Origin of the sequence: Amycolatopsis kentuckyensis, from assembly GCF_002155975.1 — a bacterium.
GTDB classification, from domain to species: Bacteria; Actinomycetota; Actinomycetes; order Mycobacteriales; family Pseudonocardiaceae; genus Amycolatopsis; species Amycolatopsis kentuckyensis.
In genome coordinates this window covers 1-18,369 of record NZ_MUMI01000409.1, presented here as the reverse complement: position 1 = coordinate 18,369, position 18,369 = coordinate 1, and the positions used below count along the sequence as shown (strand labels likewise).

General features: G+C 70.9%; 19 protein-coding genes and 1 pseudogene. 10 read left to right on the top strand and 10 right to left on the bottom strand.

Annotated features, from left to right (window positions below; translation table 11 throughout):
- Positions 1-262, top strand: a 262-nt coding sequence (locus tag CCN39_RS33915) for a trypsin-like serine protease (protein WP_143264255.1), incomplete at its 5' end; no start/stop codon positions are given.
- A 52-nt stretch (positions 263-314) separates the two neighbouring features.
- Here CCN39_RS33915 and CCN39_RS33910 read toward each other — a convergent pair.
- Together CCN39_RS33910 and CCN39_RS33905 are read right to left on the bottom strand one after the other, a co-directional pair.
- Complete coding sequence (locus CCN39_RS33910; protein ID WP_086848979.1) at positions 315-1,415, bottom strand: NAD(P)H-dependent flavin oxidoreductase; 1,101 nt, start codon at positions 1,413-1,415, stop codon at positions 315-317.
- 13 nt (positions 1,416-1,428) lie between these two features.
- On the bottom strand, positions 1,429-3,048 hold the full coding sequence (locus CCN39_RS33905) for an acyl-CoA synthetase (protein ID WP_208630498.1): 1,620 nt from the start codon (positions 3,046-3,048) through the stop codon (positions 1,429-1,431).
- A 62-nt stretch (positions 3,049-3,110) separates the two neighbouring features.
- On the opposite strand from CCN39_RS33905, the gene CCN39_RS33900 reads away from it, so the two are divergent.
- The 4 genes from CCN39_RS33900 to CCN39_RS33885 all read left to right on the top strand — a co-directional run bounded on the left by CCN39_RS33900 (position 3,111) and on the right by CCN39_RS33885 (position 7,139).
- The gene (locus tag CCN39_RS33900; RefSeq protein ID WP_086848975.1) at positions 3,111-3,899 is read left to right on the top strand and encodes a crotonase/enoyl-CoA hydratase family protein; all 789 of its coding nucleotides are present in this window, start codon (positions 3,111-3,113) and stop codon (positions 3,897-3,899) included.
- 81 nt (positions 3,900-3,980) lie between these two features.
- Positions 3,981-4,958 (top strand): Zn-ribbon domain-containing OB-fold protein, encoded by a 978-nt coding sequence (locus CCN39_RS33895; RefSeq protein WP_086848973.1) that lies wholly within the window; start codon positions 3,981-3,983, stop codon positions 4,956-4,958.
- A 7-nt stretch (positions 4,959-4,965) separates the two neighbouring features.
- Positions 4,966-5,979, top strand: coding sequence for a thiolase family protein (locus tag CCN39_RS33890; RefSeq protein WP_086848971.1), 1,014 nt, complete (start codon positions 4,966-4,968; stop codon positions 5,977-5,979).
- Complete coding sequence (locus CCN39_RS33885; protein ID WP_086848969.1) at positions 5,976-7,139, top strand: thiolase family protein; 1,164 nt, start codon at positions 5,976-5,978, stop codon at positions 7,137-7,139. Before CCN39_RS33890 ends, CCN39_RS33885 begins: the two co-directional genes overlap by 4 nt.
- Here CCN39_RS33885 and CCN39_RS33880 read toward each other — a convergent pair whose 3' ends face one another.
- Positions 7,140-8,159, bottom strand: a complete 1,020-nt coding sequence (locus tag CCN39_RS33880) for a YhjD/YihY/BrkB family envelope integrity protein (protein WP_086848967.1) — start codon at positions 8,157-8,159, stop codon at positions 7,140-7,142.
- A 49-nt stretch (positions 8,160-8,208) separates the two neighbouring features.
- Entirely contained in the window at positions 8,209-9,000 is a 792-nt protein-coding gene (locus tag CCN39_RS33875) for a transglutaminase-like domain-containing protein (protein ID WP_086848965.1), read from the bottom strand.
- Between the two features lie 35 nt (positions 9,001-9,035).
- Here CCN39_RS33875 and CCN39_RS33870 point away from each other — a divergent pair, with 35 nt between their 5' ends.
- Complete coding sequence (locus CCN39_RS33870; protein ID WP_086848963.1) at positions 9,036-9,617, top strand: dienelactone hydrolase family protein; 582 nt, start codon at positions 9,036-9,038, stop codon at positions 9,615-9,617.
- Here the strand turns inward: CCN39_RS33870 and CCN39_RS33865 are convergent.
- Positions 9,589-10,815 (bottom strand): cytochrome P450, encoded by a 1,227-nt coding sequence (locus CCN39_RS33865; RefSeq protein WP_167455261.1) that lies wholly within the window; start codon positions 10,813-10,815, stop codon positions 9,589-9,591. The genes CCN39_RS33870 and CCN39_RS33865 overlap by 29 nt on opposite strands.
- Positions 10,816-11,046: 231 nt before the next feature.
- Between CCN39_RS33865 and CCN39_RS33860 the strand changes: the two genes are divergently transcribed.
- Both CCN39_RS33860 and CCN39_RS33855 read left to right on the top strand, forming a co-directional pair.
- Positions 11,047-12,204: a steroid 3-ketoacyl-CoA thiolase gene (locus CCN39_RS33860; RefSeq protein ID WP_086848960.1), complete on the top strand. Its 1,158-nt coding sequence runs from the start codon at positions 11,047-11,049 to the stop codon at positions 12,202-12,204.
- Positions 12,205-12,255: 51 nt separating this feature from the next.
- Positions 12,256-13,053: an alpha/beta fold hydrolase gene (locus tag CCN39_RS33855; protein WP_167455260.1), complete on the top strand. Its 798-nt coding sequence runs from the start codon at positions 12,256-12,258 to the stop codon at positions 13,051-13,053.
- Between the two features lie 27 nt (positions 13,054-13,080).
- On the opposite strand, the gene CCN39_RS33850 is transcribed toward CCN39_RS33855, so the two are convergent.
- From CCN39_RS33850 to CCN39_RS33830, 5 genes are all read right to left on the bottom strand, one after another.
- The gene (locus CCN39_RS33850; RefSeq protein WP_143264254.1) at positions 13,081-13,614 is read right to left on the bottom strand and encodes a hypothetical protein; all 534 of its coding nucleotides are present in this window, start codon (positions 13,612-13,614) and stop codon (positions 13,081-13,083) included.
- Positions 13,568-14,179 carry a hypothetical protein gene (locus CCN39_RS33845; protein ID WP_143264253.1) on the bottom strand — a complete coding sequence of 204 codons (612 nt, stop codon included), beginning with the start codon at positions 14,177-14,179 and terminating at the stop codon, positions 13,568-13,570. Before CCN39_RS33845 ends, CCN39_RS33850 begins: the two co-directional genes overlap by 47 nt.
- Before the next feature lie 52 nt (positions 14,180-14,231).
- Entirely contained in the window at positions 14,232-15,434 is a 1,203-nt protein-coding gene (locus CCN39_RS33840; RefSeq protein ID WP_086848954.1) for a metal-dependent hydrolase family protein, read from the bottom strand.
- Positions 15,431-15,676, bottom strand: a complete 246-nt coding sequence (locus CCN39_RS33835) for a hypothetical protein (protein WP_086848953.1) — start codon at positions 15,674-15,676, stop codon at positions 15,431-15,433. The genes CCN39_RS33840 and CCN39_RS33835 overlap by 4 nt, the downstream gene beginning before the upstream one ends.
- Before the next feature lie 91 nt (positions 15,677-15,767).
- Entirely contained in the window at positions 15,768-16,961 is a 1,194-nt protein-coding gene (locus tag CCN39_RS33830) for a M20 metallopeptidase family protein (protein ID WP_086848951.1), read from the bottom strand.
- 68 nt (positions 16,962-17,029) lie between these two features.
- Here CCN39_RS33830 and CCN39_RS52960 point away from each other — a divergent pair.
- Positions 17,030-17,119, top strand: a pseudogene (locus tag CCN39_RS52960) (hypothetical protein); the annotation flags it as partial.
- Between the two features lie 274 nt (positions 17,120-17,393).
- Entirely contained in the window at positions 17,394-18,086 is a 693-nt protein-coding gene (locus CCN39_RS33825; protein WP_244211116.1) for an Lrp/AsnC family transcriptional regulator, read from the top strand.
- Positions 18,087-18,369: the final 283 nt, after the last annotated feature.

Here is an 18,369-nt window from a genome sequence, read left to right as displayed (position 1 = left end):
GACCTGCGCCGCGCAGGGCGGCAGCTACCCCGACCTGATCCCGAGCGCGGAGATCTGCGCGGGCAACCTCACCTCCGGCGGTGTCGACACCTGCCAGGGCGACTCCGGCGGCCCGATGTTCCGCCGCGACGCCAACAACGCCTGGATCCAGGTCGGCATCGTCAGCTGGGGTGACGGCTGCGCCCGGCCGCACGCCCCCGGCGTCTACACCGAGGTGAGCACGTTCGCGTCGAAGATCGCCGCGGCGGCCGCCACGCTGTAACCGCTTCCGCACGCGGAAGGGCCCCCGCCGCGGCGGGGGCCCTTTCTCGGGTTCAGCGGGTCTTGTCCAAGCGGGACAACGCTTCTTCGTAGCCGCTCACCAGTTCCGCGACGACGTCGGCGACCGGTCGCACCTGGTTCATCCGGCCGACGATCTGCCCGACCGGCATCGACACCACGCTCGGGTCGTTCGCCGCGTGGATCCGGTTGTGGGCGGAGGAAACCAGCAGGTTCTGCAGCGGCATCGGCAGCGGCTCGGGCGCGTCCGGCGCGGCCCACGCCTCGGTCCAGCGGGTCTTCAGCAGCCGGGCCGGCTTGCCCGTGTAGATCCGCGTCCGCACGGTGTCCGACGACGACGCCGCGACGAGCGCCTGCTGCATCGCCACCGACTCGCCCATCGTCTGCAGGTACTCCTGCGTGGCCAGCCACATCGAGCCCATCCAGACGCCGGACGCGCCGAGCGCGAGCGCCGCGGCCATCTGGCGGCCGGAACCGATCCCGCCCGCGGCGAGCACCGGCACGTCGACCGCGTCGACGATCTCCGGCACCAGCACCATGGACGCGATCTCGCCGGTGTGCCCGCCGGCTTCGTAGCCCTGCGCGACCACGAAGTCGACGCCGTTCTCGACGTGCCGGACCGCGTGCTCGGCCTTCCCGGCCAGCGCGGCGACCGGGACGCCCTTGTCGTGGCACTGGCCGATCACGTCCACCGGCGGCGAGCCGAGCGCGTTGGCGATCAGCTTGATCGGGTGGTTCAGCGCCACCTCGACGTGCGACCGGGCGACCGAGTGCAGCCAGCCGAGCACGCCCGCGCGCTCGTCGGTGTCGTCCGGCAAGGGCGGTACCGAAAGCTCCTTCAGGACGCGGTCGACGAACGCGCGGTGCCCGTCCGGGATCAGCTTCGCCAGATCGACCTGCGTGCCCTCGGCGGGCACCTTCGCCGGCATGACGATGTCGACGCCGTACGGTTTCCCGCCGGTGTTCTCGTCCATCCAGGTGAGCACCCGGTCGAGCTCGGCGGCGTCGTTGAACCGCACGCAGCCGAGCACGCCGAGCCCGCCGGCGCGGCTGAGCGCCGCGGCGACGTGCTCCGACGGGGTGAACCCGACGATCGGCAGGTCGATGCCGAGCCGGTCGCACAGGGGTGTCCGCACTGTGTAGTCCTCCTCAGACGGGCTGGGCCGTGGCCGGTTCGTGCTCGGCGGCGTAGCGCTGGGCCCACGGGTAATCCGGCTTGCCGCTGGGCGAGCGCCCGATCTCGTCGGCCAGCCAGATGGTCCGCGGCACCTTGTAGCCGGCGATCTCGCCGCGGACGTGTTCTTCGAGCGCGCCGAGGCTCGGTTCGGCGCCCTCGCGCAGCTGGACGACGGCGGCGACGCGCTGGCCGAGCCGCTCGTCCGGGACGCCGATGACGAGCGCGTCGAAGACGTCGGGGTGCGACTTGAGCGCCCCTTCGACCTCCTCCGGGTAGACCTTCTCGCCACCGGTGTTGACGCACTGGGAGCCGCGGCCGAGCAGCGTGACCGTGCCGTCGTCTTCGTAGCGGGCGTAGTCGCCCGGGACGACGTACCGGACGCCGTCGACGTCGACGAAGATCTTCTTGCTCTTCTCGGGATCGTTGTAGTACCCGAGCGGGACGTGCCCGCGGCGGCCGATCAGCCCGACCGCGCCGGGCTTCTTCTCGACGATGGCACCGTCTTCGTCCAGCAGGACCGCGTCCTGGCCGAAGTTCACCCGCGGGCCGGCGCTGTGGTCGGAGCCCTTGGCCACCGCGCCGATGCCGGTGAAGCCGCTCTCCGACGCGCCGATCGCGTCGGTGACCAGCGCGTGGGGCGGCAGGAGCTCGACGAACTGCTGTTTCACCGACTGCGAGAACAGCGCGGCGTGACTCGAGACCGCGACGATCGACGAAGCGTCGTAGTTCCCCTCGTGGAAGGCCTCGATGAGGGGCCGGGCCATCGCGTCGCCGACGATCGTGAGGACCTGGACCTTGTGCTTCTGCACGGCCTTCCAGATCTCGTGGGCGTCGAAGCGGGGCACGAAGATCACCGGGCTGCCGGTGAACAGCGCGCCGAACGCGGCCCACTGCGCGGCGCCGTGGATCAGCGGTGCGGCCGGCAGCCGGCTCAGGCTCCCGGCCTTGCCCTGCTCGGCGAGCGTCCATTCGTCCGGGACGTACTCGCCGGTGACGAAGTTGATCCCGCCGCCGAGCGCGCGCCAGACGTCCTCCTGCCGCCAGAGGACGCCCTTCGGGTAGCCCGTGGTGCCGCCGGTGTAGAGGATGTAGAGGTCGTCGCCGCTGCGCTCCCCGAAGTCCCGCTCGGGGCTCTGCGCTTCGAGGGCGGCTTCGTATTCGACGCCGCCGTAGCTTTCGTAGTCGCCGTCGCTGCCGTCGTCGATCACGACAACGTGTTTCAGTTTCGGCGCCTCCGGCAGCGCCGCGGCGACCTTGTCGGCGTAGCTGCGTTCGTGGACGAGCGCGACGATCTCGGCGTCGTTGAAGAGGTAGACGAGTTCGCCGTGCACGTAGCGGTAGTTGACGTTGACGGCGATCGCGCGCAGCTTGTACGCCGCGATCATCGCCTCCAAGGCCTCGATCGAGTTGCGGGAGTAGACCCCGATGTGGGATCCGCGTCCCACGCCGTGCGCGGCGAGGTGGTGGGCGAGCCGGTTGGCCCGCGCCTCCAGTTCGGCGAAGGTGACTTGCCGGTCGCCGCACACGACCGCGACGCGCTCCGGCACGGCGTCGACGGCGTGCTCCAGAAGATCCGCGATGTTGAGTGCCACGCCCTCAAAGTAGAACATGTTATCGTTCCGGGCAATGGCACTGCTCCTTCAGGAGGTCTTCCGTGGGTGAACCGCACGCGCTGGTGACACAAGAGGGGCAGACCCTCGTCGTCACGATGAACCGGCCCGAGGCGCGCAACGCGATCACCGGCGAGATGATGTCGATCATGGTCGAGGCCTGGGACCGCGTCGATGCCGACGACTCGATCCGCAGCTGCATCCTGACCGGCGCGGGCGGCGCGTTCTGCGCGGGCGCGGACCTGAAGTCGATGTCCCGCAACTCGCCGTCGGAGTCGTTCGCGTCGGGCAAGTTCGACCCGTCGCGCATCCCGGGGCTCCTGAAGGGCCGCCGGTTGACGAAACCCCTGATCGCGGCGGTCGAGGGCCCGGCGATCGCGGGCGGGACGGAGATCCTCCAGGGGACCGACATCCGGGTGGCGGGCGAGTCGGCCCGGTTCGGGGTGTCGGAGGCGCGCTGGGGCCTGTTCCCGATGGGCGGCTCGGCGGTGCGGCTGGTGCGCCAGATCCCGTACACGGTGGCGGCGGACATCCTGCTGACCGGACGTCACCTGTCCGCTTCCGAAGCCCTGGCGATCGGCCTGATCGGCCACGTGGTTCCGGACGGCACGGCGCTCTCCAAGGCCCTGGAGCTGGCTGCACTGATCAACGCGAACGGGCCGCTGGCCGTGCGGGCCATCCTGCGGACGATCCGCGACACCGAGGGGTTGCACGAGGAAGAGGCCTTCAAGCTGGACTCGCAGTACGGCATCGAGGTGTTCGCGTCGGAGGACGCCAAGGAGGGGCCGCGGGCCTTCTCGGAGAAGCGGAAGCCGGACTTCAAAGGTCGCTGACCGAGAACGCGTTCTATACACATCCAGGCGTCCCACGGAGGAACCTTGTCGCTAGAACAAGAACGTGTTTCACTCAAGGACGTGACCGAGACACCGCTTGCGGCGCCGCTGAACGTCGGCTTCGACTACACCCGCTCGACCGGGCCCGTCCTCGGCCGGTTCGTCACCGCGCTGCGTGAGCACCGCATCGAAGGCATCCGGGGCAGTGACGGGCGGGTGCACGTCCCGCCCGTCGAGTACGACCCCGTGACCGCCGAGCAGCTCAGCGAGTTCGTCCCCGTGAGCGAAGAGGGCACGGTCGTCTCCTGGTCGTGGTGCCCGGAGCCCCTGGACGGGCAGCCGCTGAGCCGGCCGTTCGCCTGGGCGCTGGTGAAGCTCGACGGCGCCGACACGCCGATGCTGCACGCCGTCGACGCCGGGTCGCCCGAGAAGATCCACAGTGGACAGCGGGTGCGGGTGCGCTGGGCCGACGAGGTCGTCGGGCACATCCGGGACATCGCCTACTTCCTGCCGGTCGGCGCCGAGGACACCACGCCCACCGAACCCGCTCCCCCGGTCGCCGACCGCGAAGAAGGCGCGCCGGTCAGCGTCGTCATCACGCCGGTGCACCTGAAGTACATGCACTCCGCCTCGCCCGAGGAGAGCACCTACCTGCGCGGGCTCGCCGAGGGGAAGATGATCGGCCAGCGCTGCCCCGCCTGCGGGAAGGTCTACATCCCGCCGCGCGGGGCCTGCCCGACCGACGGCGTGCCGACCACCGAAGAGGTCGAGCTGCCCGACAGCGGCATCGTCACCACGTTCTGCATCGTCAACGTCCCGTTCCTCGGCCAGCGGCTCAAGCCGCCGTACGTCGCCGCGTACATCCTGCTCGACGGCGCCGACATCGCCTTCCTGCACCTCGTCCTCGGCTGCGCCGCCGAAGACGTCCGGATGGGCATGCGCGTGCGCGCCGCGTGGAAGCCGCGCGAGGAGTGGTGGACGTCGCTGGAGAACATCAGCCACTTCGAGCCGACCGGCGAGCCGGACGCGGCTTACGAAACCTTCGCCCACCACCTGTGAGGTCCTGATGCCAGACGTCGCGATCGCGGGCTTCGCGAAGGCCCCCAACGTCCGCGAAACGCCGGGTACCACCAACGGCGTGGAGATGCTCGTCCCGATCTTCGCCGAGGTCTTCGCGCAGACCGGCCTGTCCAAACAGGACATCGGGTTCTGGTGCTCCGGCTCGTCGGACTACCTGGCCGGGCGCGCGTTCTCCTTCATCGCCGCCGTCGACGCGATCGGCGCGTTCCCGCCGATCCACGAGTCGCACGTCGAGATGGACGCCGCCTGGGCTCTCTACGAAGCCTGGCTGAAGATCAAGATGGGCGAGGTCGAGACCGCACTCGTCTACGGCTTCGGCAAGTCCAGCGCCGGCCAGCTGCGCCGGGTGCTCGCCCTGCAGCTCGACCCGTACGTCGTCACGCCGCTGTGGCCGGACTCGGTTTCGATCGCCGGGATCCAGGCGCGGCTGGGCCTGGAGGCCGGGCTCTGGTCCGAAAAGGACCTCGCCGAGGTCGCCGCGCGCGGCACCGGCAAGGACGTCGCGGAACTGCTCGACACGCCGTACTACGCCGATCCGTTGCGGCGGCACGACATCGCCCCGATCACCGACGGTGCCGCCGTGATCGTCCTGTCCACTGTGGAACGTGCGCGGGAGATCGTCGAACGGCCCGCGGTGATCTCCGGCATCGAGCACCGCGTCGACTCCCCCGTGCTCGGCGCCCGCGACCTGACGCGTTCGCCGTCCACCGAAGCCGCCGCGAAGGCGCTGGACCTCGACGGCGTCGACCTCGCCGAACTGCACGCGCCCTTCACGCACCAGGAGCTCATCCTGCGCAGCGCGCTCGGGCTCGGCGACGGTGTGAAGATCAACCCCTCCGGTGGGGCGCTGGCCGCCAACCCGATGTTCTCCGCCGGGCTCGCCCGGATCGGCGAAGCGGCGGTCCGGATCCACCGCGGCGAATCCCGCAAGGCCGTGGCGCACGCGACGAGCGGCCCGGCCCTGCAACAGAACCTGGTGACCGTGCTGGAGGCCCGATGACCAAGCAGCTCACCGCCGTGCTCGGCACCGGCCAGACGCACCACCGCGCCAAGCGGCAGGACGTCTCGATGCCGGGCCTGCTGCGCGAGGCGATCGACCGCGCGATGACCGACGCCCAGGTGGAGTGGGCCGACATCGACGCCGTCGTGCTCGGCAAGGCGCCGGACCTGTTCGAGGGCGTCATGATGCCCGAACTGTTCCTCGCCGACTCGCTCGGCGCGACCGGGAAACCACTGCTGCGCGTGCACACCGCCGGGTCGGTGGGCGGTTCGACGGCGCTGGTCGCCGCGTCGCTGATCCAGTCCGGCGTCCACCGCCGGGTGCTGACCGTGGCGTACGAGAAGCAGTCCGAGTCGAACGCGATGTGGGGGCTGTCGATCCTCCCGCCGTTCCAGATGCCGGTCGGGGCCGGCGCGGGCGGCTACTTCGCGCCGCACGTGCGCTCCTACATCCGCCGTTCCGGCGCGCCCGAGCACGTCGGGGCGATCGTCGCGGCGAAGGACCGGCGCAACGGGGCGCTCAACCCGTATGCGCACCTGCGGCAGCCGGACATCACCGTCGAGTCGGTGCGGGCGTCGCAGATGCTGTGGGACCCGATCCGCTACGACGAGACGTGCCCGTCGTCCGACGGCGCGTGCGCGATGGTGCTCGGCGACGAGGCCGCCGGGGACGCCGTCGAGGGCGGCGCGGCGTGGATCCACGCGACGGCGATGCGCACCGAGCCGACCACGTTCGCCGGCCGTGACCAGGTCAATCCCCGGGCCGGGCGCGAGGCCGCGGCCGCGCTGTGGGCCGAGGCCGGGATCACCGACCCGATGTCCGAAGTGGACGTTGCCGAGATCTACGTGCCGTTCTCGTGGTTCGAGCCGATGTGGCTGGAGAACCTGGGTTTCGCCCCCGAGGGCGAGGGCTGGAAGGTCACCGAGAAGGGCGAGACCGCGATCGGCGGGCGGCTGCCGTGCAACCCGTCCGGCGGTGTGCTGTCGTCCAACCCGATCGGCGCGTCCGGCATGCTCCGGTTTTCCGAAGCGGCCAAGCAGGTGATGGGCCGGGCCGGCGACTACCAGGTGGACGGCGCCCGCCGCGCGCTCGGCCACGCCTACGGCGGCGGCTCGCAGTACTTCTCGATGTGGCTGGTGGGTTCGGAGAAGCCCCGCTGATCACCGGCGGGAGCGGCGCCAGCGGAGGGCGAGCAGGGTGCCGAGCACGCCGGTGACCACCCCGACGGTGGCGGGCACGGCCATCGGCGGGTCCACCACGACCACCGGCTGGAGCACCACCGGCGCCGGCGGCTGGACCGGCTTCGGGGGTGCGTCCGAGCCGGTCGCCGTCCACGCCGTGACGTAGACGAGCAGACGCGCCACCAGCGAGATGAAGAAGATGAGACCGATGATCGAGCCGAACGCGATGCCGGTCGGCGAGTCGCCGATGAGCCGGAGGTAGATCCCGCCGGCCAGTTTCAGCAGCTCGAACCCGACGGCCAGGGCGATCGCGCCGCGGACCGCGCTGCGCACGCCGACCTTCTGCCGCGGCAGCCGGGTGAGCACCCAGAGGAAGACCAGCCAGTCCGCGACCAGCGACAGCGGCACCGAGGACGCCGACACGAGCTGGTGCCCCCAGCTCGTGTCGTCGAAGCCGGCCAGCCGGAGCAGGTAGCTGCCGAGCGCGGTGCCGGAGATGGTGAGCGTGAACGACACCAGCAGCGCCGCGGTCAGGCCGAGCAGCGCGAGCAGGTCGACGAGGATCAGCCGCAGCAGGGACTGGTCCGACCGGTTCTGCCCCCACAGCGCCGTCAGCGAGTCCCGCAGCGCGTTCATCCAGTTCCAGCCGGAGTAGAGGCCGATGGCCAGGCCGACCACCCCGACGCTGGTCCGCTGCTCGACGAAGCCGGTGAGCAGTTCGGTGGCCTTGTCCCCGAGCCCGCCGGGCAGCGTGCTGACGATCGCGTGCACCAGCGTGTCGAGCAGGTGCGGCTGGGTGGCCAGCACGAACCCGGCGACCGACGAGGCGACCATCAGCAGCGGCACCAGCGACAGCAGGCTGAAGTAGGTGATCGAGGCGACGTAGTGGTACCCGCCGGACTCGATGTAGCGGTTGGTCGCGCGGGCGATGTGGTCCAGCCACCGGTACCGGGCGCGTGCCCGGGCCCAGGGGCTCGGCGCCTTGGGGGAACTCTTCACGAAGACTGTCTACCCAGCCGGGGCCGTCTTTGCGCAGGCAACACGCGGGTCAGCCGAGAACGACCAGGCTCGATCCGTCGTCGACGGGCAGCGCGGCGTCCGTCGTGGCGAAGACGGTGCTGCCGAGGAAGTCGAGTTCGCCGCCGAGCGTGGCGAGGAAGGCGGTGTCGGCGGCGTCGCGGCCGGTGGAGATCCGCAGCATGGTCTGCCGCGGCGCGAGCCGGGTGGCGTCGAAGACGTACCAGTGGCCGTCGACGGCGGCTTCGAAGACGGCGTGGAAGTCCATCGGCGCGAGCCCGGGCGCGTAGACGCCGACGTACCGCGCGGGGATGTCGAGGAACCGGCACAGGGTGATGCAGACGTGCGCGAAGTCACGGCAGACGCCTTCGCCGGCCAGGAGCGTGTCGATCGCGTCGTCGGTCGACCGGCTCGAACCGACCACATAGGACAGTCGATCGTGGACGTGCCGGACGACGGCTTCGACTTGCCCACGCTGGTTCTTGGGCTTGCCGAGTTCCGGCGGCACGAGCCCGGCGACGCGATCGGACGGGCAGTACCGGCTCGGCCGGGTGAACACGGCGACGTCGGCGAGCGTGACGGGCTCGGGTTCCGCTTCGGTGAGCGCGCGCTCGGCGTGGTAGGTGACGCGGTGCTCGCCGGCGGGGAGGTCGAAGACCTCGGCCCGGGTGCCGTGCTCGAACTCGACGGACCGGCTGTCCCCGTGCCAGGACACGGTCAGCTCTTCGGTGTCGGCGTGTGCCGCGGAGATCGAGACCGCCGCCGGGCCGGGTTCGGTGACGCGGATGGCGAACTCGACGTCCACGGTCGCTCTCGGGGCCATCCTCCCATCATGGCACCCCCTGGCAGAATCGCCGCGTGAGCGAGATCGTGGTGTTCCACTCCGTGCTGGGGCTCCGGCCCGTCGAGCGCGGCATCGCCGACCGGCTCCGGGCGGCGGGACACCGGGTCACCACCCCCGACCTGTACGCCGGCCGGACGGCTTCGACCCTCGACGAGGGCTTCGCGCTGAAGGACGCCGTCGGCTGGGAAATCATCGCCCGGCGAGCCCGCGACGCCGTGCGGGAGCTGCCGGCGGAGACCGTGCTCGTGGGCGTGTCGATGGGAGCGGGCGTGGTCGAGACCGTGCTGCCGCACCGGCCCGGCACCGCGGGCGTCCTGCTGCTGCACGCGCTGGGGGCGCTGCCGGCCGGGATCCGCGCGGGCCTGCCGGTGCAGGTCCACGTCGCCGACCCCGACCCGATCGCTCCCCCGGCCCAGGTCGCGGCGTGGCGGGAGGCCACGGCGCGGTCGGGCGCCGATGCCCGGGTGTACACCTACCCGGGCATCGGCCACTTCTACACCGACACCGGCGGCCCCGAATACGACGCGGCCGCGGCGGAACTCACCTGGGAACGCGTTGCCGGGTTCCTCAGGCGTACTTCACCGGGTAGTGCTTGATGCCGTTGATCCAGCTCGACCGCAGCCGCACCGGGGGCGCGGCCTCGGTGATGGCCGGCATCACGTCGGCGATGGCGTTGAAGATCAGGTCGATCTCGAGCCGGGCCAGGTTCGCGCCGATGCAGTAGTGCGAACCCGTGCCGCCGAAGCCGACGTGCGGGTTGTCCTCGCGGAAGATGTCGAACTTCTCCGGGTTTTCGAAGACCTCGTGGTCGAAGTTGGCCGAGCTGTAGAACATGCCGACGCGGTCGCCCTTGCGGATCTGCGCGCCGCCGAGCTCGGTGTCGCGGGTGGCGGTGCGCTGGAAGGCCACGATCGGGGTGGCCCAGCGGACGATCTCGTCGGGTGCGGTCTTCGGCCGCTGCTCCTTGAACAGCGCCCACTGGTCCGGGTGGTCGAGGAACGCCTTCATGCCGTGGGTGATGGCGTTCCGGGTGGTCTCGTTGCCGGCCACCGCGAGCAGGATGACGAAGAAGCCGAACTCGTCGGAGCCGAGCGATTCGCCGTCGACGTCGGCCTGGATGAGCTTGGTGGCGATGTCGTCCATCGGGCACTTGCGCCGGTCCTCGGCCATGTTCCAGGCGTACCCGACGAGCTGGGCGGACGCCTCCAGGGGCTCGACCTCGTACTCGGGGTCGTCGTAGGCGACCATCTGGTTGGACCACTCGAAGATCTTGAGCCGGTCCTCCTGCGGAATGCCGATCAGCTCGGCGATCGCCTGCAGCGGCAGCTCGCACGCGACGTCGGTGACGAAGTCGCCCGACCCCTTCTTCCGCGCCTCGTGCACGATCCGCTCGGCGCGCTCGCGCAGGGTGTCCTCGAGCTTCGAGATGGAGCGCGGGGTGAAGCCCTTCGACACGATCCGCCGCAGCTTCGTGTGCTGCGGGGCGTCCTGGTTGAGGAGCACCAGGCGGTTCGCCTCGAGGTTGTCCTCGGTCATGTTCTCGTCGAAGCGGATGATGGCGGTCTTTTCCCGTGACGAGTACAGCGTGCTGTCGCGGGAGACCTCCTTGACGTCCGCGTGGCGCGAGACGACCCAATAGCCGTCGTCGCGGTAGCCGGCGGTGTTGTGCTTCTGGGGGTTCCACCACACCGGGGCGGTACGCCGGAGCTCGGCGAACTCGGCGACGGGGAGTCGCTCCGCCAAGAGATCCGGATCGGTGAAGTCGAACCCGGCGGGGATGAGCGGAGCGGCCACGTTGCCTCCCACGGTTCGGCTTGGAACACGTTCTAGGTTGGATTGAAGCATACGGCGTTAACCAACGGAAGACCGTAAGTGAAACCCGTTTACTTAACCGATGATGCCAGGTGAGCGTGCGCTCACTCCGACAAGATCAAGAAGGGGTCACGCCTGCGCAGACTTGCAAGAAACGATAACTTGTTCTAGTTTTTGGGGCAGTGAACAGTGTTTCCCGACGAAAGGGACGACATGGGCGTGCCGGTCATCGTCGAAGCCGTGCGGACCCCGATCGGCAAGCGGAACGGGCTGCTGGCCGGCCTGCACGCAGCCGAGCTGCTGGGTGCCGCGCAGCTCGCCCTGCTGGACCGCGCCGGGATCGACCCGGCCCTCGTCGAGCAGCTCATCGGCGGGTGCGTCACGCAGGCCGGTGAGCAGTCGAACAACGTCACGCGGACGGCGTGGCTGCACGCGGGCCTGCCCGAGACGGCGGGCGCGACGACGATCGACGCCCAGTGCGGCTCGGCGCAGCAGGCCACCCACCTCATCGCCGGCCTGATCGCGGCGGACGCCATCGAGGCCGGCGTCGCGTGCGGGGTCGAGGCGATGAGCCGCGTGCCGCTGGGCACGAACCGCGCCGGCGCGTCCCCGCGGCCGTCGTCGTGGTCGATCGACCTGCCCAACCAGTACGGCGCGGCCGAGCGCATCGCGGTCCGCCGCGGGCTGACGCGCGAGGACGTCGACAGTTTCGGCGCGGCGTCGCAGCACAAGGCGGCGGCCGCCTGGGCGGCGGGCCACTTCGACCGCGAGGTGGTGCCGGTGAAGGCCCCGGTCCTCTCCGCTTCCGGGGAACCGACGGGGGAAACCCACCTGGTCGCGCGTGACCAGGGCCTGCGCGAGACGACGGTCGAAGGCCTCGCCCGGCTCAAGCCGGTGGTCGAGGACGGCATCCACACGGCGGGCACGTCGTCCCAGATCTCCGACGGCGCGGCGGCCCTGCTCCTGCTGGACGCGGACCGGGCGGCGGCGCTGGGACTGCGCCCGCGGGCGCGGATCGTCGCGCAGGCACTGGTCGGCGCCGAGCCGTACTACCACCTGGACGGCCCGATCCGCGCGACGGAACGCGTGCTGTCCCGGGCCGGGATGACCGTGGGCGACGTGGATCTGTTCGAGGTCAACGAGGCGTTCGCTTCGGTCGCGTTGTCGTGGCAGCAAGTAGTGGAGCCGGACCCGTCCCGGGTCAACGTCAACGGCGGCGCGATCGCCCTCGGCCACCCGGTGGGCAGCACCGGCGCCCGCCTGCTGACCACGGCGTTGCACGAGCTGGAGCGGCGGGACGCCTCGACGGCGCTGGTGACGATGTGCGCGGGCGGCGCACTGGCCACGGCGTCGATCATCGAACGGCTCTAGCGGATCGACCACCACGCCGTCGGGTGAACAGCTTGTGCTTCACTTCGAGGCATGATCTCGGAAAGCCGTTGCCCGGTGGAGGACGGCGAGCTCCTCGTCCGCCGCGGCGGTGAGGGCCCGGCACTGCTGCTGATCGCGGGCGGCACCGGATCGGGCGACGCCTACCGCGCGCTGGCGAAGCAGCTGTACGCGGACTACACCGTGATCACCTACGACCGCCGAGGCCACTTCGGCAGCACGGACACGACGACCGGCCCGGTCCCGGTTTCGCTGCAGGCGGACGACGCCCTGGCGGTCCTGGACCACGCGGCCGGCGGCCCGGCGCAGGTGTTCGGCTCGAGCGCGGGCGCCCTGATCGGCCTCGACCTCGTCGCCCGCCACCCGGACCGCGTGACGACGCTGGTCGCGCACGAACCCCCGGCGGTCCACCTGATGCCGGACGCGGGCGGCTGGCTCGAAGCGGCGGCGGACCAGGTCCGGCTGGCCCGGTCGGGTGAGCTGATGGCCGCGGTGACGCGCTTCGCGGACGCGATCGCCGGCGCGGCCCTGCCGAACCTGCCGAACCTCCGCCTCCCCCACGAGGCCGAGTGGATCCGCCTGTTCGACCGCGAGCTGACGGAGTTCTTCGACTACCTGCCGGACCTGCGGGCGCTGCGGAAGGCGGGCACGGAGATCTTCCCGGTGGCGGGCGAGGGCAGCCGGGGCCGCTACCACTACCAGCCGGCGAAGATCCTGGCGCTGGAGCTGGGCTTGCCGTTCGTCGAGACGCCGGGGTCGCACCTGGCGCCGCAGCGGAACCCGGTGAAGTTCGCCGCGGCGCTGAAGGACCTGCTGAACCCCGAGGCCTGACCGACGACGATCCAGCGCGGCAGCCATTCACAAGCTGATGCCGTAATGATCAGCCACGGCGCGCGCCAAGCCGTTCTCGCCTTCCAAGCTCTCGGCACGGATGATTCGGTCATCCCAGTCGGACTGGGCTCGAAAACTTGAGGCGATGGCCACCGAACCAGGTCCGAGCCCGAGTTCATGCGTGTAAAAGCCCGCCAGGAACTCGCTGTTGAAGACCGCGAGCAACTTGAGATCTCCGCCCCCGAAGTGAACGTCACCCTCAAAGCGGCACCTGTCCAGAACGAGACCTCGAGAACGACATCCCGACAAGTCCACTTTTTCACGAAAAGAACATCCAAGCACCGCGAAAGAGCCTGTCACCTCCACTGACGACAGATCGGCTTCAGCCTCGAAAGTCGATTCCAGAAAGGCGAAACCACCCGAGAACACCGAGCCCGAAAGGTTCACCTTTCCCCGGAACACCGCGCCCCCGAACCCGGCGATCCCCTCGGCTCGAAGCCCGCGGAAGTCGGCATCACCACGGACGACCATGTCTTCGCACTTGAGATCCTTGACGCGCAAGAACCGTATTCCGCACCTCCATCTCGGCATGCATATCGACGACCTCGACCGGCTTTTCACCGTCCCAGTCACCCCATCTTCCAACATCATCCGAAGCGCTGTACGGGAGCCGGAGATACGAACAGAAGACATCCACGACGGTCTGCCGATGCCCCGGATGATCCTGCGCGATCCGTTCGAGCGAATAAACAGCACCGAGACGCACCGCGGCTTTTTCGTGTCCGAGCTGGTCGATCGCCTTGCTGTACTGATCGGTGATCCGGCGTTCGGTGCTGTCGGTGACCGTCGACCGGGACACCTCCCGTTGCAGGACGAGCGTCTGCTCAGCCGAACGCTGACGCCGGGTCGCGAGCCACAGCGCGAACAACCCGCCCGTGCCCGCGCCGACGCTGAGACCGATCCGCACGATGTCCAGCAGCGTGGACACGCGCTGGGGATCCGCGTTCCGGTAGACGACCAGAAGCCCGGCCGCCAACCCCACGGCGAGCAGGACGCCCGACGCACCCCACAGGACGGCAGCCGAGGGCCGCAGCACCGGATCGTTGGAAGAGCGACGCAGTTTCACCTGTCACAGGTTGCCGCCGGGCGACGACACCGAGTAGCTCCGAAAGGGCTAATCAGACGACCCGGATGCCGTCCTTCCAGACCTCCCGGATGTTCGACGCCAGCGCCGGGAAGTCGTACGGGTTCCCGGCCACCACCACGACGTCCGCTCGCAGGCCCGGCGCCAGCCGGCCCAGTTCCCCGTCCAGTCCCATCAACCGGGCCGCCGAGGACGTCGTCGCCTCCAGGACGTCCCCCGGGGTCATCCCGCACGCCGCCATCAGGGCCAGTTCCTCGAGGTTCGTCCCGTGCGGGCCCACTCCGCTGTCCGTGCCCATCGCGATCCGGACCCCCGCCGCATACGCGCGGCGGAGCGAGTCCCGGTGCGCCTCCACCACTTCGCGCGCCTTCGCCACCACGGCCGGCGGGAGGTCGACGCCCGCGTCGGCCGCGCGGACCACGTTGACCGGCGCGATCAGCGTCGGGACCAGCCAGGTTCCGTGGCCGAGCATCAGCTCGATCGCTTCGTCGTCCAGGTAGATGCCGTGCTCGATCGAACGCGCGCCCGCGCGGACCGCGTTCTTGATGCCCGCCGCGCCCTGGGCGTGGGCCATCACCGGACGGCCCTGCATCGCCGCCTCCGTCACCAGGACGTCCAGTTCCTCCGGCGTGAACTGGGAGTGCCGCGGATCGTCGCGCGGGGACAGCACACCGCCGGTCGTGCACACCTTGAGCACGTCCGCGCCCGCGCGCAGCAGCGTCCTGGCCACCCGGCGCATCTCGTCGGGACCGTCGACCGTCGTCTCCGGCCGGCCCGGGTGCGGCACCATCAGCGGGACGCACAGCCCCGACGGGTTCCACGCGTCGCCGTGGCCGCCGGTCGGGCTGATCAGCCCGATGGAGATCTGCAGCCGCGGGCCCGGGATCAGGCCGTCGTCCACCGCCTGCTTGATGCCGAGGTCCGCGCCCGCCGCGTCGCGGACCGTCGTGATGCCCAGCCCGAGCGTCGCCCACAGGTTCCGCGCCGCTTCGTAGAACTGGTAGGAGAACGGCTTCTGCACCCGGGACAGCAGCCCGATGTCGGAGATCGTCACGTGCACGTGGCAGTCGAACAGCCCGGGCAGCAGCACGGTGCCGGTGCAGTCGACGCCCTCGTCGCCGTCGAGGTCCGTGCCGACGTCGACGATCCGGCCGTGCTCGACGACGACGTCGGCCGGGGCCGGGTCCCCGCCGGTGCCGTCGAACACCGAGCCGCCGGTGAACACCGTGCGCGTCACGCCGCCTCCACGAGAGAAATCGGTCGCGGCGCCTCCACCGCGGCCGGTGCGAGCACGACGTCGTGCACGCCGAGCCCGACCGGCACCAGGCCCCTGCCGACCGGCACGCGCCGCGGGAACCCGAGCGGGTTCGCCGGGGCCGGCGGCCGGAAGATCCCGAGCACGAGGGCAAGGGTACTCGTGACCACAACCGTGCCCGTGGCCGATCCGGAGCCGCCGCCGCCCGCCGCGGCGACGTCCATCCCCCATCCGGGCAAGGCGTCCTCCGACAGCGACAGCGATGCGTGATCGTTCGCTCCACTGTGGACGATCACGGGCGGCCGCGCACGCACGTCACGCCGCCAGGAGCCCGAGCCGGCGGACGGCGAGCTCGGCCAGCAGCGCGGCGCCGTCACCGAGCACGCTGTCGTCGAAGCGGGCGCGGGGCGAATGGTTGTCCGGGGCGGTCGCGGGGTCCGTGGGGCAGGCGCCGAGGAAGAGGTACGCGCCGGGAACCCGTTCCAGGACACGGGAGAAGTCCTCCGAACCGGTGATCGGATCGGCCATCTCGGTGAAGCGCTCCTCGCCGAAGACGTCGCGGATCGTGTCGGCCACGAAGTCGTAGGCAGCGGCGTCGTTGACGGTGGCGGGGTACTCGGGTTCGTAGCTGACTTCGATGTCGAGGCCGTGCGCCTGGGCGATGCCGCGGCAGACCTGGACCGCGCGCTCCCCCACCCGGGCCGCGACTTCCGGCGAGAACGACCGCAGCGTCGCCTCGAAGACGGCGTCGTCCGGGATGATGTTGCGCCGGGTGCCGGCGTGGAACGAGCCGACGGTGACCACGACCGGGTCGAAGACGTCGAAGGTGCGCGTGACCATCGTCTGCAGGGCGGTCACCATCTCGCAGGCCGCCGGGATCGGGTCGCGGGCGTCGTGCGGGGACGAGCCGTGACCGCCGTCGCCGCGGACCCGGACTTCGAGGGCGCCCGACGCGGCCATCAGCGTGCCCGGGCGGGCGACGAAGTGGCCCTTGGCGTAGCTCGCGGCCGAGACGTGCAGGCCGTACGCGGCGTCGACGTGCTTGCCGGACGCCGTCAGGACGCCTTCGTCGATCATGTGGCCGGCGCCGTCCCAGCCTTCTTCGCCGGGCTGGAACATGAAGACGACGTCGCCGGGGAGGTCGTCCCTGCGGGCCGCGAGCAGGCGGGCCGCGCCGACCAGGCCCGCGGTGTGGAGGTCGTGGCCGCAGGCGTGCATGGCGCCGTCGAAGGTCGAGCTGAACTCCTCGCCGCTGGCTTCGGTGACCGGGAGCGCGTCCATGTCGCCGCGCAGGAGGACGGTGCCGCCGGGCCTGCCGCCCCGGAGGACGGCGGTGATCGACGACAGGTTCTTCCCGAGGGTGATTTCGAGCGGCAGGCCGTCGAGGGCGGCGAGGACCCGTTCCTGGGTGCGCGGCAGGTGGAGGCCGATCTCGGGGATTCGGTGCAGATCGCGCCGCAAGGCCCGCAGGTCGGCGAGCATCGCGGCGGCGTCGGAGCGCAGGGTCATCAGCCGATCATGGGAGAGTCGAGCACAATGACCGGGGAAAATGGCTGAAACCACCGTTTCGAGGGCTGATGAGCGAAGAATCCGCCATGCTGGCCGAGCAGGACCTCAGATTGGCCGACGCACTCCAGGCGGCGCCGAGGGCATCGTGGTCGACGCTCGGGGACGCACTGGGGTTGGGCGCGGTGACCGTGGCCCGCCGCTGGGACGCGCTGGTGGAGCGCGGGGACGCCTGGCTCACCGCGTATGCGGGCGGGGAGCTGCTCGAGCAGCTGGTGCTGGCTTTCGTGGCGATCGAGTGCGAGCCCGGGGCGGCGTTGCCCGTCGCTTTCGCGCTGGCCTCGGACGTCCACGTGGCCACGGTGGAGCACGTGGCCGGGCCGTGCGACCTGCTCGTTCACGTGGTGGCGCCGTCGTTGCAAGAGCTGGGCGCACGTGGCGACCCTGGCGGTCCCCGGCGTGAGGAGGCTGCGGACGACGTTGTCCCCGCGGATGTTCACCGAGGGCAGCCGCTGGCGAGTACGGGCGATTTCGCCGGGCCAGCGGGAAGCACTGTCACCGAAGCCGGCTCGCCAGCGCGCCCCGCTGCGGTTCGACGCGGCGGACCGGGCCCTGATCCTCGCGCTGGGCGCGGACGCCCGCGCCTCGGCGGCGGCGCTGGCAGGCGAACTCGCCATCGGAGCGACGACGGTGCGCCGGCGCCTGGAGGGGTTGCTCGGTCGTGGCGCAATCCGCGTGAGGTGCGAGATCGCGCGATCGGTGTCGCCGGCGCCGGTCACGGTGACGCTGTGGCTGCGGGTGCCCCCGGACAAACTGGAGACGACGGCCCGCTCGCTGGCGATGGTGCCGGAGGTCCGGATGTGCGCGGCGCTGACCGGGGCGGAGAACCTGATGCTGGTGCTGTGGCTGGCATCCCAGCACGACGTGCTGTCGGCGGAGGCGCAGCTGGCGGCGAAACTGCCATGGCTGGAGATCACAGGCCGGGCGGTGACGCTGCGGAGCATCAAGCTGATGGGGCGGCTGCTCGACTCCGCGGGCCGGGCGGCCGGACGGGTGCCGTTGGATTTTTGGGCCGCGGTCCCCGTGCCGGAGCACGGGGACCGCAGCGTTCACCGGTCCGGGGGATGAGGGGGGTGAGGTGGAGGGAAGCATCCCCCGGGGCCGGAGTTCTCGGGGCCGCGCACGCGGGTCGAGTTTTGTGGGCCGGGCTCGGTTGGCTTTGCGAGCCGGGCCAGCACGGCCGGAGGCCGGGCCGGCTGGGCCGGGTTGGCTCCGCGGACTGGCTGAGCCGGTTGGCTCCTCGGGCCGGGCCGGGCCGGGTTGGCCCGGCGGAGCGGGCTGGGCCCGGCGGACCGCTGAGCCGAGCTGGGCTGTGCCCGGGGGGGGCTGGTCCGGCCGGATCCGGTGGGCC